Source organism: Mycobacterium stomatepiae (genome assembly GCF_010731715.1).
Classification (GTDB): domain Bacteria; phylum Actinomycetota; class Actinomycetes; order Mycobacteriales; family Mycobacteriaceae; genus Mycobacterium; species Mycobacterium stomatepiae.
In genome coordinates, this window is the sequence record NZ_AP022587.1 from 5,665,963 (window position 1) to 5,681,440 (window position 15,478).

Consider the following 15,478-nt stretch of genomic DNA (forward strand, 5'->3'; position numbering starts at 1 on the left):
CGCGAGCGGGCGAAGGCTTAGCCGCCGCCGAGTTTCTTGTAGAAGCTGCCGACGATCGGCGCCACGATCGCGCGCGGGGCATACCCGCTGCCGACCGACATCGCCTTGGACGTCAGGCCCGGGACGACGCGCATCTTGTTGCGTTCCAACGCATCCAGCGAGATCCGGGCGGTGTGTTCGGTCGAGATCCACAGGAAGTCGGGCACCAGCCGTTCGACCAGTGACCGCTCGGCATCCTGGGGCAGGTCGGTGCGCACCGGGCCCGGTGCCAGCAGCGTGACGTGCACACCGGAGCGGCGTAGTTCGCCGCGCAACGACTCGCTGAAGGTGTTCACGAACGCCTTCGAGGCGGCATAGGTCGCGTTGTAGGGGATCGGCGAATTGCCCGCTGCCGAACCGGAAATCAAGATGCCGCCCGCGCCGCGCTCGACCATCCCCGGCAGTACCGCCAACGTAAGGTCATGCACCGCAACGGTATTCAGTTGCACCTGCGCTTTCTCGCCCGCCGGGTCGAGGCCGGAAATGGGGCCGAATGTGCCGGTGCCCGCGTTAGCGCACAGGATCGAGATGTTGCGGGTGGCCAACTCGTCGCAGAGTTTGGCCCGTTCCGCCGGGTCGGCGAGGTCGGCAGGCCGCGCTTCGACCGTGACCCCGTACTTCTCGGTTAGCCGAGCGGCAAGGTCGTTGAGCTTGTCTTCGCGTCGTGCGGTGACGATCAGGTAGTGTCCGCGTGCGGCCAATTCCGTGGCCAGGGCTTCGCCGATGTTTTGCGAAGCTCCGGTGACAACGGCGCGTGCATCCGGGTTGGGAGCGGGAATCGGCATTCGACAATCGTAGACAGCGGCCGAACCTCGACGACAATGGCTGCAACCGGGCCGCAGCCGCGGGGGGGGGGCGTCTTGTCGGCTCAACAAATAGAGTGCCGGGCATGGGTCAGCCAGAACCGGGGGCGGGCGAGATCGTGCGATCTCGGGTGGTGGCGTGGGCGCTGTGGGACTGCGGATCAACGGGTCTGAACGCGATCGTCGCGACATTCGTGTTCTCCGTCTACCTGACCAGCAGCGTGGGGGAGGGCCTACCCGGCAGGACCACGCCGGAGAGCTGGCTGGGCCGGGCGGGAGCGCTCGCCGGGTTGACGGTCGCGCTGCTGGCGCCGCTGGTCGGTGTGTGGGTGGAGTCGCCGCATCGCCGGCGCGTGACCCTGGGCGTGTTGACCGGCCTGGCGGTGACGCTGACCTGCGCGATGTTCCTGATCCACGACCGGCCCGCGTACCTATGGGCCGGGTTGGTGTTGCTGGGCGCGACGGCGGCCTGCGGCGACCTGGCCAGCGTTCCGTACAACGCGATGCTGCGTCAGCTCTCGACTCCCCAGACGGCTGGCCGCATCTCCGGTCTGGGTTGGGCATCGGGTTACCTCGGCAGCGTCCTGCTGCTGTTGCTGATCTACACCGGCTTTATCGCAGGCTCGGGTGACGGGCCCGGCGCGGTGCGGGGGCTGCTGCGCGTGCCGCTGGCCGACGGGCTCTACGTCCGCGAGGCCATGCTGGCCGCCGCGGCATGGCTGGCGGTATTGGGGCTGCCATTGCTCCTCGTCGCGCACCGACTGCCCGAGACCGGCGAGGTGTACCAGCCGACAACCATGCTCGGCGGCTATCGCAAGCTGTGGACCGAGATCTCCGCGGAATGGCGGCGCGACCGCAACCTGGTCTACTTCCTGGGCGCCAGCGCGCTCTTCCGCGACGGGCTGTCGGCGATCTTCGCCTTCGGCGCCGTGCTGGGCGTCAACGTGTATGGCATCTCGCAGGCCAACGTGCTGATCTTCGGTGTGGCGGCCAGCATCGTCGCCGCCATCGGCGCCGTGGCGGGCGGCTTCGTCGATCACCGGATCGGGTCCAAAACCGTCATCGTCGGATCGCTGGTAGCGATCATCGTCGCGGCGCTCACCCTGATGGTGCTCTCGGGTCCGGTGGCCTTCTGGGCGTGCGGACTATTGCTCTGCCTGTTCATCGGGCCGTCGCAGTCGTCGGCGCGCGCCCTGCTGTTGCAAATGGCCCACCACGGCCGGGAAGGCGTGGCGTTCGGTCTGTACACGATGACGGGCCGGGCCGTCGCGTTCGTGGCGCCCTGGCTGTTCTCGGTGTTCGTCGACGCGTTCGGCGCGGTGCGCGCCGGGCTGGGCGGGATATCGCTGGTGCTGATCGCCGGACTGATCGCGATGATCGCCGTCCGTGTCCCGCCGCGCCACACCGCCGCGGTCGAACAGGTCGAACAGGTCTAACGTCCGGCGGCGTCGCAGACCGTGATGCCGGCGCCGAGGTGTTGGCGTAGCTGCACGCCGTCCACGGTGACCGAGCAGGTGACGTTGTGGCCGATGTTGATGATCGTGACGCTGGCCGGATGAGCGGCCGACGGAGACAGGCTGACCTGCTTGGTCCATGGCAGCGAGACATTGAACTCGGTCTGGATGACGTCGCCGGTATCCCAGTAGGTGATGCTGATCGCGCGTCCCTCGCCGCTGACCGTGTAGACGACGTTGTGCATCGCGCCTGGGGTGGGCGCGGACCCGGCCGAGCTGCTCGGCGGCGGGACCGGCAGCGGGGTCTGCGACGGCCGCGACGTTCGTGTCGACGGGGTGGGCGTCGGGCTCTCACTCGATCCGGGCATCGCGGGCAACGGCGGCACCGCCGTCTGGGTCTTCAGCGCTCCATTGGTGAGGACCAGCGCGATCGTCAGTGCGACGACCAACAGCACGGCCAAGCCGGCACCGATCAACAACCAGCGGGGCGATCTCGGCCCTTCCGGCGGTGGGGGGGCCTCGCCGCCGGAAGGCAGCCCAACAGGTGGCGGCTGGTCCTGGTCCTGCTGCCAGTAGGCCGGCAGCCGTTTTGTCGTGTTGGTCTCGTTCGGGCTCGGCGCCCACTGCGGGGCATACCCGCCGTAGGTAGGCGCGTAGCGCGCTTGGTCGGCGTAGGCCGGATCAACGAGCGGCGCGTTGCGCGGGCCAATCGGCCCGGTCGGTTCCCACCCCGCTTCGGGGGGACTAAACCGCTCGGGTCGACGTGGATCGTTCATGTCCACCTCACAGTTTGCAGGGTACCTAAGCCGAGCGGCCGGGCGTGGATTCTCCCGGTGACGCCCAATCAGCCGGCTTGGCCCCCGGCTCCCAGTGCGGCAATCGTCATGGCCCGCATCACGGCGCGCGACCGTGTCCCGCGGGCGGGCTTTTCCGCTGCCTTCATGCTGTGCGGCGTCGAGTTCAGCAAGCCGAACACCGCGTGCGCCGCAAGCCGGGCATCCGCCTCGGCCAGCGCCGGGTCCAGCTCGCATAGCACGCCGACCCATACCTCTACATATTGGCGTTGCGCCTTGCGGACCTGTCGCTCGGCGGGCGCGGGCAGGTGTGCCAAGTCGCGGTCCTGGATGCGAATCAGGTCGGGCTCGCCGAAGGCGAAGTCGAGATGAAAATCGATCAGCCCTTCCAGGGCGGCGGCCGCGTCCGCACTGCGGGCAGTGACCTCGCGGGCCCCGGCGAGCAGCCGGGCGCTGATCCCGACCAACAACTCGACCAGCATCGATTCCTTGTTGGGGAAGTGGCGGTAGATGGCCGGGCCGCTGACCCCGGTGGCGGCGCCGATGTCTTCGAGTCGCACCGCGAGAAATCCGCGTTCGGCGAAGAGTCGTTCGGCCGCGGCCAGGAGTTGCAGTCGCCGGTCGGATTTCAACTGGCTGCGGCGATTTGCTGGTTCGGATTGACCGGGCGCGGTGTCCGGGCTGGACGCTGTCATGACGGCCCTCCGGAACTTTCGGTTAATCATCGCTAACTTAGCACGGGTTACTGGCTATTAACTCAGCTCACGCAGATATGCCGACACCGCGGTGATGTCGGCGACCGGCAGACTGTGGTCGATCAGGCCGAGTTGGCGCAGCACGGTGGCCTGGTCCCAGTAGAGCCGCTCGCTTGCCATCAGGTCGCCCCGAAATCTGACGACGACCACGGCGGCGATTTCCACCGTCTTGCCGGTGGGCGCCAGTCCCGGCAGCAGGAACGGCACATCACGGTCGTGGTTCATCCGCATGATGAACTCGTCGACCAGCAGGCCGTCACCGACCGATCGTGCGATCGGCGCACTGGTGGTGTCGGCTGGAATGCCCGGAATGAATACGTCGGCGTAGTACCGCCGCAGGTTGTCCTTCCCAGCGCCGCCGCTCATCGTCGGCAAGTGCATGACGGTGGCGTCGTCTGTCATCGTGGAAACCGCGAGATCGGGGTCCTTCAAGTCGAATTCACACGCCATGTGGCGTTCCCATGTCTCGACCAGCTGATCTCGATCCATTGCTAGTAGCCCAGCAGCTGGTGGTAGATCTGCGAGCGCACCGCGCGCGCCTCGTTTTCACCGATCATCCAAGTGATCAGGTCCGCGATCTGTGGGATGACGATGCGCGCGGTGCAGTGCGGTGCCAGCGGGTAGGTCGGTACGACCACGGTCGCCGATGTCTGGCGCGCGATGGCCGCATAGTCTCGCCAGTGCAAGGCGGTGGCCTCGCATACGAAGGCACCGCCGTGAACGGCTAGCACATGTTTGCCCGACGGAGATGCGGGGCGCAGTTCGCACACGTCCCAGTCGTTGAACTCGAGCTGTCCCACGGTCAGGGCGCGCGTGGTATGCCGGGGCGGGTGGCGGCTGGCCATCAAGGTGTTGATCGCAGTGCTCAGATCAATGCCGACCAGGCTGGCGATCGAGCGCAGCTGCCGCAGCGCCGGCGCACTGATACGTGCTTGCAACGAAGGTCGACCGGTGAATTGCGACGAGCGTGCGCCGTTCCTGCCGGCCGGCCTGTCAGGCATGACTTCCCCTGCGGTGATCGCGATTTCTCTCTAGCGATGATCGGCGAAAAACGTCGGGAATTTATGACGGCTCGGGAAGGTAAACACCCGTTGTCAGTGCCGCGCGTCCACCTCTCGTCGACGGGGCTCAAGGTAGAGAACATCCGCCCGATCTTCCGTCCCCCCGAACGGGTCACAAACGAGTTGAAATAGCCGTCCGCCAAACAGGGGACAGCCGGACCTGCATGGAAGCTCACGGCCGATCGGGTCTTAGCGCGCGTGATAACCCGTCCCTGGACGCAGGAATGCGCGCGATGGTATTCTCCGCGCCGAGTTAATGATCATTAACTGAAACGTCGTGTAACGGCGAGGAGGCCCGTCGTGACCGTGTCCGCAAAGGTCGCAGCGTCGTTCGCCGACGAGCACCGTCGGCTGGTCGATGAGCTGAACGCCAAACTGGCGGTCGCGGCGCTGGGTGGCAATGAGCGTGCGCGGGAGCGCCACGTCAGCCGCGGCAAGCTGTTGCCGCGCGAACGGGTGGACCGGCTACTCGATCCCGGCAGCCCGTTTCTGGAGCTCACCCCGTTGGCCGCGAACGGGATGTACGACGACGAATCGCCCGGGGCCGGGATCATCACCGGGATCGGGCGAGTGTCGCAGCGCGAGTGCGTCATCGTCGCGAACGATGCAACGGTCAAGGGCGGCACCTACTACCCGATCACGGTCAAGAAGCGCCTGCGCGCCCAGGAAGTCGCGCTGCAGAATCGACTGCCGTGCATTTATCTCATCGACTCCGGCGGCGCCTTTCTGCCGCGTCAAGACGAGGTTTTTCCCGACCGCGAGCATTTCGGGCGAATCTTCTACAACCAGGCGACCATGAGCGCCAAGGAAATTCCTCAGGTCGCCGCGGTGCTCGGTTCGTGCACGGCGGGCGGCGCCTATGTGCCGGCGATGAGCGATGAGGCCGTGATCGTCCGCGAGCAGGGCACGATTTTCCTCGGCGGACCGCCACTGGTGAAAGCCGCTACCGGAGAGATCGTTTCGGCCGAAGACCTCGGTGGTGGCGATCTGCACTCGCGCGTCTCCGGGGTCACCGACCATCTCGCCGACGACGACGAACACGCATTGCGCATCGTGCGCGCGATCGCGGCGACGTTCGGTCCGCGCGAGCCCAGTCCGTGGGAAGCGTTGCCGTCGGTCGAGCCTAAGCATGCGCAGACCGAGCTCTATGACGTCGTCCCCCCGGATCCGCGGGTGCCCTACGACGTGCACGAGGTCATCGTGCGATTGGTCGACGGAAGCGAATTCAGCGAATTCAAAGCGAAATACGGCAAGACGCTGGTGACCGGCTTCGCGCGCATCCACGGCCACCCGGTCGGGATCATCGCCAACAATGGTGTGCTGTTCAGCGAATCCGCTTTGAAGGGTGCGCATTTCATCGAACTGTGCGACAAGCGCAAGATCCCGCTGCTGTTCCTGCAGAACATCGCCGGTTTCATGGTCGGCCGCGACTACGAGGCCGGCGGCATCGCCAAGCACGGCGCCAAGATGGTCACCGCCGTGGCCTGTGCCCGGGTGCCCAAGCTGACCGTCGTGATCGGCGGATCCTATGGCGCGGGCAACTATTCGATGTGCGGGCGGGCGTACTCGCCGCGCTTCCTGTGGATGTGGCCCAACGCGCGGATCTCGGTGATGGGTGGCGAGCAGGCGGCCTCCGTGCTGGCCACCGTGCGCGGCGAACAACTGTCCGCCTCCGGCAAACCGTGGTCGCCCGACGACGAAGAGACGTTCAAGGCGCCGATCCGCGCCCAGTACGAGGATCAGGGCAACCCGTACTACTCGACCGCCCGGCTCTGGGACGATGGCATCATCGACCCAGCCGATACGAGAACGTATGTCGGGCTTGCCCTTTCGGTGTGCGCTTAGGCGCCGCTGGAACCGGTCTCCTACGGCGTCTTCCGGATGTGAGTGCAGTGTTTGACACCGTCTTAGTGGCCAACCGCGGCGAGATCGCCGTGCGGGTGATTCGGACGCTGCGCCGGCTCGGTATCCGGTCGGTGGCCGTCTACAGCGATGCAGACGCCGATGCGCGACACGTGCTCGAAGCCGACACGGCCGTGCGGCTGGGTCCGGCGCCGGCCCGTGAGAGTTACCTCGATATCGAGAAGGTGCTCGACGCGGCCGCGCGCACCGGCGCTGCGGCGATTCACCCCGGTTACGGGTTCCTTTCCGAGAATGCCCATTTCGCCGCCGCGTGCGAGCGCGCCGGGTTGGTGTTCCTGGGCCCGCCGGCCCGCGCGATCGAGGTGATGGGCGACAAGATCACCGCCAAGAACGCGGTGGCCGCCTTCGATGTGCCGGTGGTTCCCGGTGTGGCGAAATCGGGACTGACGGACGACGAGCTCGTCGCCGCGGCCGCCGAGGTCGGCTATCCGGTGCTGATCAAGCCATCGGCTGGTGGTGGCGGTAAGGGTATGCGGCTGGTGGACGATCCGGCCCGGCTGCCCGAGGCGCTGGCCGGCGCGCGCCGGGAGGCCGCGTCCTCTTTCGGCGACGACACGCTGTTCCTGGAGCGATTCGTGTTGCGGCCCAGGCATATCGAGGTACAAGTCCTTGCCGACGGCCACGGCAACGTCGTGCATCTCGGCGAGCGGGAGTGCAGCCTGCAGCGGCGTCACCAGAAGGTCATCGAGGAGGCGCCGTCGCCGCTGCTGGATCCGCAGACCCGTGCACGGATCGGAACGGCGGCCTGCAACACCGCCCGCAGCGTCGACTACGTCGGCGCCGGCACGGTGGAATTCATCGTCTCCGCCGAGCAACCCGACGAATTCTTCTTCATGGAGATGAACACCCGTCTGCAGGTGGAACACCCGGTCACCGAGGCGATCACCGGGCTGGACCTCGTCGAGTGGCAGCTGCGCGTGGGCGCCGGCGAGAAGCTCACATTCGCCCAAGACGACATCGAGTTGCACGGGCACGCGATCGAGGCCCGGGTGTACGCGGAGGATCCGGGCCGGGGCTTCCTGCCGACCGGCGGGCGGGTCCTCGATGTCTTCGAGCCCTCGGGTCCCGGCGTGCGAGTGGACTCCTCACTGCTGGCAGGCACGCTGGTCGGAAGCGACTACGACCCGATGTTGAGCAAGGTGATCGCCCACGGAGCCGACCGCGACGAAGCGCTCGCCGAGCTCGACCGGGCACTGGCGCAGACGACGATTCTGGGCGTGCAGACCAACATCGAATTCCTGCGCTTCCTGCTTGCCGACGAACGAGTGCGGGCGGGCGATCTGGACACCGCGCTGCTCGAGGAGCGGCTGCCGGACTTCGCGCCGCTGCCTGCGCCCGACGACGTGCTCGCGGCGGGCGGGCTGCATGTCCAATGGGTGCTGGCCCGCCAGGCGCGGGGTGACGTGTGGGCGCAGCCGTCGGGCTGGCGCGTTGGCAGCGCGACCGCACCGGTACGCACCGCGATGCGTACGCCGCTGCGCACCGAGACGGTCTCGGTGTCCGGCTTGCCGACCGCCGCGACGGTAAAGGTCGGTGACGGCGAAAACCAATCGGCGAGTGTAGAAGTCGAGCGGCGGCTGATGAGCGCGACGCTGGACGGGCTGCGCCGCGAGTACCGGTGGGCCGAGGCCAACCGTCACCTGTGGATCGCCGACGAGCGAGGGACCTGGCATCTGCGCGAGGCCGAGGAAACCAAGATCCAGCGCGGATCCGACACCCGGCAGGCCGAGGTTCTCAGCCCGATGCCCGGCAGTGTGATCGCCGTGCAGGTCGATTCCGGGGCCGAGGTTGCCGAGGGCGACGTGGTCGTGGTGGTTGAGGCGATGAAGATGGAACACTCTTTGGCCGCGCCGGTTTCGGGACGCGTGGAGCTGCTGGTGTCGGTCGGCGATCAGGTGACGGTTGACCAGGTGCTGGCCCGCCTGGTCCCAGACTCCGAAGAGAAAAAGGATTAAAGGATCATGACGACAACGATCACCGCGGGGACGCTACCCAAGGAATACGAAGATCTTCGCGCGACCGTCGCCGATTTCGCGCGCAGCGTGGTCGCTCCCGTATCGGCCAAACACGATGAGGAGCACAGCTTCCCGTACGAGGTCGTCGCCAAGATGGGTGAGATGGGGCTGTTCGGGCTGCCGTTTCCCGAGGGGTACGGCGGCATGGGCGGCGACTACTTCGCGCTCGCACTGGCGCTCGAGGAACTCGGCAAGGTCGACCAATCGGTGGCGATCACCCTAGAGGCCGGGGTGGGCCTCGGCGCGATGCCGATCTACCGATTCGGCACCGAGGAACAGAAGCAGCAGTGGCTACCCGACCTGGTGGCCGGCCGGGCGCTGGCCGGCTTCGGGCTCACCGAGCCGGGCGCGGGCTCGGACGCCGGCGGCACCCGCACCACGGCCAAACTCGACAACGGCGACTGGGTGATCAACGGATCCAAGCAGTTCATCACCAACTCGGGCACGGATATCACGTCGCTGGTCACCGTCACGGCGGTCACCGGCTCCCTGGCCGACGACAAAAAAGAGATCTCGACTATCATCGTCCCCAACGGCACAACGGGTTTCACCGTCGAGCCGGTCTACAACAAGGTCGGCTGGAATGCGTCGGACACCCACCCGTTGACGTTCGCCGGCGCCCGCGTCCCGGAGGAGAACCTGCTGGGCGTTCGCGGCAAGGGGTACGCGAACTTCCTGTCCATCCTTGACGAGGGCCGCATCGCGATCGCCGCGTTGGCGACCGGTGTGGCGCAGGGCTGCGTCGACGAGAGCGTCAAGTACTCCAAGGAACGGCAGTCGTTCGGCCAGCCGATCGGCTCCTATCAGGCGATCAGCTTCAAGATCGCGCGCATGGAGGCGCGCGCGCACGTAGCGCGGACCGCGTACTACGATGCGGCCGCAAAGATGTTGGCGGGTAAGCCATTCAAGAAGGAGGCGGCCATCGCCAAGATGATCTCGTCGGAGGCGGCCATGGACAACGCTCGCGACGCCACCCAGATCCACGGCGGATACGGCTTCATGAACGAGTATCCGGTGGCGCGTCACTACCGCGACAGCAAGATCCTCGAGATCGGTGAGGGCACCACCGAGGTGCAACTGATGCTCATCGCGCGGTCGCTGGGGCTCTCGTGACCGTCGACGATGCAGAGCGGAGCGATGAGGAGCGGCGCTCATGACCGAAGGTAAGTCGGTTATCCCGCGCGGCTTGTGGTTTGAGGAATTCGAGACCGGCACGACCTACCTGCACCGGCCTGGCCGCACGATCACCGAGGCCGACAACGTCCTGTTCACCACGCTGACAATGAACACCCAATCGCTGCACCTCGACGCGGCGTGGGCCGCCGAACAGCCCGGCTTTCGCGGCGAGCGCCTGGTGAATTCGATGTTCACCCTCTCGACGCTGGTCGGGCTGTCCGTGACACAACTGACGCTGGGCACCATCGTGGCCAACCTCGGCTTCTCCGAGGTGTCCTTCCCGAAGCCGGTTTTCCACGGCGACACGCTGTACGCGGAGACCGTGTGCACCGCCAAGCGTGAGTCGAAGAGCCGGCCCGGCGAAGGCATCGTCACCCTGGAGCACACCGGCCGCAATCAAGATGGCGAGATCGTTGCGCGCGCGGTCCGCACCACCCTGGTGCAGAAGCGACCCGCGGACGAGGAGCCTCGATGAACCTAGCCGCCGCCGGCCCCGGGTGGTTGTTCTGCCCGGCCGATAGGCCCGAGCGATTCGCGAAGGCGGCGGCCGCGGCCGACGTCGTGATCCTCGACTTGGAGGACGGCGTGGCGGAGGCGGACAAGCCCGCCGCTCGCAAGGCGTTGCAGGAGACCCCGCTGGACCCGGAGCGCACCGTGGTGCGCATCAACGCGGCCGACACCGCGGAGTACCCCCTCGATCTCGAGGCCCTGGCCGGTACCGCGTATTCGACGGTGATGTTGTCCAAGACCGAATCGGCGGCACAGGTGACGGCGCTGGCGCCGCGCGACGTGATCGCGCTGCTGGAGACGCCGCGCGGGGTGGTGTTCGCGACGGAAATCGCCGCGGCGCACGGCACGGTGGCGCTGATGTGGGGCGCCGAAGATCTGATCGCCACGCTCGGCGGCAGCGCCAGCCGCAAGGCCGACGGCACCTATCGGGACGTCGCCCGTCACGTGCGGTCGGCGGCCCTGCTCGCGGCGAACGCCTTCGGCCGGGTTGCACTCGATGCGGTGCATTTGGACATCCCGGACCTCGACGGCTTACGCGCCGAAGCCGAGGATGCCGTGGCGGTGGGCTTTTCCGGCACCGTCTGCATTCACCCGACTCAGGTGCCGGTAGTGCGCGAGGCGTTTCGGCCCACCGAGGAGAAGCTGGATTGGGCGCGTCGGGTATTGGCGGCGGCCCAGAACGAGCGCGGCGTGTTTGCTTTCGAGGGGCAGATGGTCGATTCGCCGGTGCTCAAGCACGCGGCCGCGCTGGTGCGTCGAGCTGGAGATTCCGGCTCGTAGCCGCTCCGGGCGCGCGTTGTTCTGAAAACGTCATTTGTCGCCTTGGGGCCTGGTCTTGAGCGGCGTCGCCGAATTGGGCCGGCTTACCGTGCATCCCGGCGGGGTGGCCACGCCGATGCTGGAGAACGAGCCGGCGGCACAATGCTTGGCCGAATTTCCGGAGGGCAGCAGCGCATTGGAAAATCTGTTGCCGGTCCCGATGATCGAAGCCGCCGACGTCACGGAAGCAATGGTTTACCTATGCGGGCAGTCCGGCCGCTGCATCACCGGAATCTCACTTCCCGTCGACGCGGCTTATACCGTCAAATAGGGGCCTCACCACCGGTTGCGCCGTCGCGTACCCGGTTCGCGTCTTAACGAAATCGCAAAAAAGCGGAAACATTCGCGAACGCCCAAGCCGCAATTGTGTCGTAATCTTTGATCCACCAGAACAGTTGCTCGCTGCACTGACTAGCTCCACGGAAGGAACCAAATCATGACCATCGCGCGGGGCTTCGCCGCAACCGTCGTTTGTGCCGGCTTAGCTGTCGGTTCGGCCGGCACAGCGTGGGCTACACCGACGATGAGCGGTAGCTACACCGAGACCGTCACGACGCCGAGCGGCAAAACCATCGACAATAGCTGGGCCGTCAACTCCTGTGGTGACGGATGCCTCTGGATCAAGGCCGGGTTGGGCGGTAGCCAGGCCCGCTTGGTCGATGGTCAGTGGGTCTTGGACACGATGAGCAACGTCAGCTGCCCCGACGGTTCCTACACCCTCTACGGCACGACCACTCACACCGTCTGGGATCCCAACACCCTTACCGGCACGTCCGCGCACACCTACGTCGTTGGAGCGTGCGGCCAGCCGCCGGGTTACACGCAGGTCGACCAGATCGCGATCAAGTCGGCTTCCTAACGCATTCTCAGTCTCAAAACCCCTGAAATCCTTGGGATTCAGGGGTTTTGAGCTATCACGACGGTTGCACGCTGTCAGCCGGCCGGTTGGATGCCCAGCGGATCGCTGCTGTATAAGGCAAGCTAACTAATCGCGCCGACAAATCGGCGGCCGGGCACCGAGACCGTGGAGTGTTATGGGCAGCGAGTACTTTCCGTACGTCATTGCGGTGGTCATGCTCGCCCTCGGGCTGACACTGACCGTAGACGACTTCAAGCGGGCCGCCACGCTGCGCCGACCACTGGCGGTAGCTCTGCTCTGCCAGTCCCTGCTGCTGCCGAGTCTGTGCCTGCTGATCGCCGAGGCGTTCCACCTCGAGCCGCATCTGGCGGTCGGGCTGATGCTGATGGCCGCTACGCCGGGCGGGACGATGGCCAACATCGTCAGCCACCTGTTCAACGGCGACCTGGCGCTCAACCTGACGCTGGCCGCGATCAACGCCGCGCTGTCGGTGGTGGCCCTGCCGGCGATCCTGGCCGCATCGATGACCTGGTTCCTCGGCGAGGGACGCTTCATCCCGCTTCAGCTGGACAAGTTCGTCACCGTGTTCGCGTTGGTGCTGATCCCTACCGCGATCGGTATCGCGATCCGCCACCGCTTCCCGGAGCTGGCCCGGCGAATGAAAACGCCCATCAAAATCGTCGCGGTCGTGCTGCTGATCGCGGCGATCGCCGGGGCGATCGCCAGCGGCAAAACGACGCTGCTGAACAACTTCGGCGTCATCAGCGGGGCGGTTGTATCGTTCTGCGCGGTCAGCCTGACCGTCGGCTATCTGGTGCCGCGTTTGATGCGGCTGGGCCCGCCACAGGGGATTGCCATCAGCCTGGAGATCGGTCTGCACAACACCGTGGTCGCGCTGGGGGTGGCGCTCAGCCCGCAACTGCTCAATAGCGTCGAAATGGCAACTCCCGTAGCGATTTACGGCGCTCTCTCACCCGTGATGGCCCTGACGTTCATCGGCGCGGTCCGCCTGCTGGATCCCGCGTTTCGGGTGAAGGCCCAGCCCGAGACCGTCGCGAGCGAACCCGCCGCCTAAGCCCTACTTACGCCGGGCCGCGGCCAGACGGTCGGCGAATTCCGGTGACTGGATCGAGGTCACCTGCGGCCCCAGCTCGGTGCGCATCGCGAATTCGTGGTGCTCGGTGTCCAGCGAGCCCGGGCTGGCGGTGGCGCGCATCGTGGCCTTGGTGGCCAGCACCACCTCGCGTGGCGCCGACGCGGGTCCCGCGGCCAGTTCCAACGCCGCGGCGACGGGGTCGTCGGCAACGCTGAGTGCCAACCCGTGCCGCACGGCGGATTCGGCGTCCAAGCGCAAGCCGAACAGCAGCGCCGCGCGAGCGACTTGCGGGCCCACCGCGCGCTGCAGCATCCAGGTCGCGCCGCCGCCGGGGTGCAGCCCCAGCCTCTGGAAACGGGGGTCGAACAGTGCGCCGGGCCCGGCGATGCGCACGTCGGCGGCCAGGGCCAGGTTCAGGCCCGCATGGACCGCGGCGCCGTTGACCGCGGCGTTGGTCGGCAGCGCGCAGCTGCCCACGGCCATGAAGCCGTCGTAGACCTGCTTGAGACCCGATTCCGCGGCCCCGGCGCCCGCGGCGGCCAGCGCGCTGAGGTCGGCGCCGGCGCAAAACGCCTTGCCCGCCCCGGTGACCACGACGGCGTGCACGCCCGGATCGGTTTCGGCCCGCTCGACCGCGGCGCGCAACTGAGCCGAGCTCTCGCTCGTCAGCGCGTTGCGCCGATCGGGGTCGTTGACGGTGATCAGCGCGACACGATTTTCCACGCTGAAAAGGATGGAGTCGGACTCGGCCATCGGGTGCCTCCACGGTCGATGTTGGGCGAGCTAAAGGCTACGTGGAGCCGAGCCTTCAAGAATTCGCAGAGGATGCTGCAAGCCCCGCCGCTGATGCTGAAAACGCCGGTGACCGGCATCACGAGGAGGGGCATCCAATGAGCACGACGACGATCACCACCACATCGCAGGCGATCCGCTGGGCGATCTTCTCGGCGATAGTGGTGGGCTTGATCGCGCTCGGCCTCGGTATGGCGGCGCCCAATCCACCGCAGCGGCAGCAACCGTGCTCGCTGCGGTACGCGACGATGCGCGACGCCGACGGACACATGATGCAGTGCGACCGGGCGATGAACGGAAATCACCGCTTGGTGTGGCAATACACCCCGGGGTCGTAATCGTCGCTAGTCTGGCCGGGTGAGCGGCAACTCGGTGCCCGGCGGGGTGGTGCACAAGCTGCCTGCGGACCTGCGCGAGGCACTCACCACGAACTCCACCGCACTCGCGGCGTGGAAGGACATCACGCCCCTGGCACGCAACGAATTCATCTGCTGGGTCGAGGACGCCAAGCAGGAGGCCACCCGCCAGCGCCGGATTCGCCGGACTCAGGAGGAGCTGGAAGAAGGCCAGCGCCGGCCCTGCTGCTGGCCGGGGTGCAAGCACCGCGAGCGCAACGGCCGGCCGTAACGGGCGTCAGAGGTGGCCAGCGACGAAAGTCGCGGCCTGCCCGGGCATCCCGGACTGCGCGTAGGACAGGTGCACCGGAGAAAACAGCTCATCGTGTGACGGCAGCGCCAAGGCCCCGCCCGGGGTGCACACCGGATCGGCGGGCGCGCACAGGTCGATGGCCTTGGACCCGTACCACGGGCTGACCTCGCTGACCGGCGCCCCGAGATACCGGTCCGAAGGATTGCCGAACAGGGCGAGCGCCGCGACGTGGCCGGCCTCGTCGGCCGTGAGGATGTCGGGGATCAGTCCCGCGATCGGTGCCCGGGCGATAGTGGCCTCGTCGATTGCCATGGCGCCCAACGAATATCCACCGAGCACCAGCTTGGTGCTGGGACAGGTCGCAACCATGGACCCGACGTGCGCGTGTACGTCGCTGGCGCCGGCCGAGGCCGACGGGGCGAAGTCGTCGCCGGCGGGGTAGTTGACCGCATACACCCCGAGGGACCGACCGCCGACCTGCGAGCGCAATGCGTCGATGAATTGCTGGCCGACCACTCCGACTCCGGGCGCTTCGTTGGTGGCCCGGGCGAACGTCACCTCGACGTCGGGGCAGGGGGCAGCGGATGCGGGGGCAACCAGGGTTGGTGCACTCAGGGGCGATGCCCAAGCCAGCACCGCGGCACCCAGCGAACAAGCGAACTGGCGTCCGTTCACGTCCCCATGCTGACACATCGCCGGTGGGTGCTGCAGGGTGCCGTCTCGCCCTGGGGTCG

General features: G+C 67.0%; 18 protein-coding genes. 11 read left to right on the forward strand and 7 right to left on the reverse strand.

What is annotated here, in order from left to right:
• Nucleotides 1-17: 17 nt before the first annotated feature.
• Nucleotides 18-824, reverse strand: a complete 807-nt coding sequence (gene cmrA, locus G6N54_RS26925; RefSeq protein WP_163793546.1) for a mycolate reductase — start codon at nucleotides 822-824, stop codon at nucleotides 18-20.
• Nucleotides 825-928: 104 nt separating this feature from the next.
• Here cmrA and G6N54_RS26930 point away from each other — a divergent pair, with 104 nt between their 5' ends.
• Complete coding sequence (locus G6N54_RS26930) at nucleotides 929-2,278, forward strand: MFS transporter (protein WP_163793548.1); 1,350 nt, start codon at nucleotides 929-931, stop codon at nucleotides 2,276-2,278.
• Here the strand turns inward: G6N54_RS26930 and G6N54_RS26935 are convergent.
• The 4 genes from G6N54_RS26935 to G6N54_RS26950 all read right to left on the reverse strand — a co-directional run bounded on the left by G6N54_RS26935 (nucleotide 2,275) and on the right by G6N54_RS26950 (nucleotide 4,846).
• Nucleotides 2,275-3,072: an MmpS family transport accessory protein gene (locus G6N54_RS26935; protein WP_163793550.1), complete on the reverse strand. Its 798-nt coding sequence runs from the start codon at nucleotides 3,070-3,072 to the stop codon at nucleotides 2,275-2,277. The two genes, G6N54_RS26930 and G6N54_RS26935, sit on opposite strands and share 4 nt — an antisense overlap.
• Nucleotides 3,073-3,140: 68 nt before the next feature.
• The gene (locus G6N54_RS26940; protein ID WP_163793552.1) at nucleotides 3,141-3,785 is read right to left on the reverse strand and encodes an SACE_7040 family transcriptional regulator; all 645 of its coding nucleotides are present in this window, start codon (nucleotides 3,783-3,785) and stop codon (nucleotides 3,141-3,143) included.
• 57 nt (nucleotides 3,786-3,842) lie between these two features.
• Nucleotides 3,843-4,334, reverse strand: coding sequence for an ester cyclase (locus G6N54_RS26945; RefSeq protein WP_163793555.1), 492 nt, complete (start codon nucleotides 4,332-4,334; stop codon nucleotides 3,843-3,845).
• Between the two features lie 2 nt (nucleotides 4,335-4,336).
• Nucleotides 4,337-4,846 carry an alpha/beta hydrolase fold domain-containing protein gene (locus G6N54_RS26950; RefSeq protein WP_163793557.1) on the reverse strand — a complete coding sequence of 170 codons (510 nt, stop codon included), beginning with the start codon at nucleotides 4,844-4,846 and terminating at the stop codon, nucleotides 4,337-4,339.
• 360 nt (nucleotides 4,847-5,206) lie between these two features.
• Here G6N54_RS26950 and G6N54_RS26955 point away from each other — a divergent pair, with 360 nt between their 5' ends.
• The 8 genes from G6N54_RS26955 (at nucleotide 5,207) to G6N54_RS26990 (ending at nucleotide 13,283) form a co-directional block, all read left to right on the forward strand.
• On the forward strand, nucleotides 5,207-6,751 hold the full coding sequence (locus G6N54_RS26955; protein ID WP_163793559.1) for a carboxyl transferase domain-containing protein: 1,545 nt from the start codon (nucleotides 5,207-5,209) through the stop codon (nucleotides 6,749-6,751).
• 47 nt (nucleotides 6,752-6,798) lie between these two features.
• Nucleotides 6,799-8,784, forward strand: coding sequence for an acetyl/propionyl/methylcrotonyl-CoA carboxylase subunit alpha (locus tag G6N54_RS26960; RefSeq protein ID WP_163793561.1), 1,986 nt, complete (start codon nucleotides 6,799-6,801; stop codon nucleotides 8,782-8,784).
• Nucleotides 8,785-8,790: 6 nt separating this feature from the next.
• Entirely contained in the window at nucleotides 8,791-9,957 is a 1,167-nt protein-coding gene (locus G6N54_RS26965) for an acyl-CoA dehydrogenase family protein (protein ID WP_163793563.1), read from the forward strand.
• 40 nt (nucleotides 9,958-9,997) lie between these two features.
• Nucleotides 9,998-10,495, forward strand: a complete 498-nt coding sequence (locus G6N54_RS26970; RefSeq protein WP_163793565.1) for a MaoC family dehydratase — start codon at nucleotides 9,998-10,000, stop codon at nucleotides 10,493-10,495.
• Nucleotides 10,492-11,310 (forward strand): HpcH/HpaI aldolase/citrate lyase family protein, encoded by an 819-nt coding sequence (locus G6N54_RS26975; RefSeq protein WP_163793567.1) that lies wholly within the window; start codon nucleotides 10,492-10,494, stop codon nucleotides 11,308-11,310. The genes G6N54_RS26970 and G6N54_RS26975 overlap by 4 nt, the downstream gene beginning before the upstream one ends.
• Before the next feature lie 55 nt (nucleotides 11,311-11,365).
• Nucleotides 11,366-11,620, forward strand: coding sequence for a Rossmann-fold NAD(P)-binding domain-containing protein (locus tag G6N54_RS26980; protein ID WP_163793568.1), 255 nt, complete (start codon nucleotides 11,366-11,368; stop codon nucleotides 11,618-11,620).
• A gap of 165 nt (nucleotides 11,621-11,785) precedes the next feature.
• Nucleotides 11,786-12,208 (forward strand): hypothetical protein, encoded by a 423-nt coding sequence (locus G6N54_RS26985; RefSeq protein ID WP_163793570.1) that lies wholly within the window; start codon nucleotides 11,786-11,788, stop codon nucleotides 12,206-12,208.
• 175 nt (nucleotides 12,209-12,383) lie between these two features.
• Nucleotides 12,384-13,283 (forward strand): bile acid:sodium symporter family protein, encoded by a 900-nt coding sequence (locus G6N54_RS26990; RefSeq protein ID WP_163793572.1) that lies wholly within the window; start codon nucleotides 12,384-12,386, stop codon nucleotides 13,281-13,283.
• Nucleotides 13,284-13,286: 3 nt separating this feature from the next.
• Here the strand turns inward: G6N54_RS26990 and G6N54_RS26995 are convergent, their stop codons facing one another.
• Entirely contained in the window at nucleotides 13,287-14,057 is a 771-nt protein-coding gene (locus G6N54_RS26995) for an enoyl-CoA hydratase (protein WP_163793574.1), read from the reverse strand.
• A 137-nt stretch (nucleotides 14,058-14,194) separates the two neighbouring features.
• Between G6N54_RS26995 and G6N54_RS27000 the strand changes: the two genes are divergently transcribed.
• Both G6N54_RS27000 and G6N54_RS27005 read left to right on the forward strand, forming a co-directional pair.
• Nucleotides 14,195-14,434 (forward strand): hypothetical protein, encoded by a 240-nt coding sequence (locus tag G6N54_RS27000; protein ID WP_163793577.1) that lies wholly within the window; start codon nucleotides 14,195-14,197, stop codon nucleotides 14,432-14,434.
• Between the two features lie 19 nt (nucleotides 14,435-14,453).
• Nucleotides 14,454-14,723 (forward strand): YdeI/OmpD-associated family protein, encoded by a 270-nt coding sequence (locus tag G6N54_RS27005; protein WP_163793579.1) that lies wholly within the window; start codon nucleotides 14,454-14,456, stop codon nucleotides 14,721-14,723.
• 6 nt (nucleotides 14,724-14,729) lie between these two features.
• Here G6N54_RS27005 and G6N54_RS27010 read toward each other — a convergent pair whose 3' ends face one another.
• On the reverse strand, nucleotides 14,730-15,419 hold the full coding sequence (locus G6N54_RS27010) for a cutinase family protein (protein WP_232073041.1): 690 nt from the start codon (nucleotides 15,417-15,419) through the stop codon (nucleotides 14,730-14,732).
• Between the last annotated feature and the right edge of the window lie 59 nt (nucleotides 15,420-15,478).

Coding starts and splice junctions, on each gene's coding strand:
- G6N54_RS26970 (WP_163793565.1), top strand. CDS start 9,998: ATGACCGAAGGTAAGTCGGTTATCCCGCGCGGCTTGTGGTTTGAGGAA.
- G6N54_RS26945 (WP_163793555.1), bottom strand. CDS start 4,334: ATGGATCGAGATCAGCTGGTCGAGACATGGGAACGCCACATGGCGTGT.
- G6N54_RS26985 (WP_163793570.1), top strand. CDS start 11,786: ATGACCATCGCGCGGGGCTTCGCCGCAACCGTCGTTTGTGCCGGCTTA.
- G6N54_RS26940 (WP_163793552.1), bottom strand. CDS start 3,785: ATGACAGCGTCCAGCCCGGACACCGCGCCCGGTCAATCCGAACCAGCA.
- G6N54_RS26990 (WP_163793572.1), top strand. CDS start 12,384: ATGGGCAGCGAGTACTTTCCGTACGTCATTGCGGTGGTCATGCTCGCC.
- G6N54_RS26965 (WP_163793563.1), top strand. CDS start 8,791: ATGACGACAACGATCACCGCGGGGACGCTACCCAAGGAATACGAAGAT.
- cmrA (WP_163793546.1), bottom strand. CDS start 824: ATGCCGATTCCCGCTCCCAACCCGGATGCACGCGCCGTTGTCACCGGA.
- G6N54_RS27000 (WP_163793577.1), top strand. CDS start 14,195: ATGAGCACGACGACGATCACCACCACATCGCAGGCGATCCGCTGGGCG.
- G6N54_RS26975 (WP_163793567.1), top strand. CDS start 10,492: ATGAACCTAGCCGCCGCCGGCCCCGGGTGGTTGTTCTGCCCGGCCGAT.
- G6N54_RS26995 (WP_163793574.1), bottom strand. CDS start 14,057: ATGGCCGAGTCCGACTCCATCCTTTTCAGCGTGGAAAATCGTGTCGCG.
- G6N54_RS26930 (WP_163793548.1), top strand. CDS start 929: ATGGGTCAGCCAGAACCGGGGGCGGGCGAGATCGTGCGATCTCGGGTG.
- G6N54_RS26950 (WP_163793557.1), bottom strand. CDS start 4,846: ATGCCTGACAGGCCGGCCGGCAGGAACGGCGCACGCTCGTCGCAATTC.
- G6N54_RS26935 (WP_163793550.1), bottom strand. CDS start 3,072: ATGAACGATCCACGTCGACCCGAGCGGTTTAGTCCCCCCGAAGCGGGG.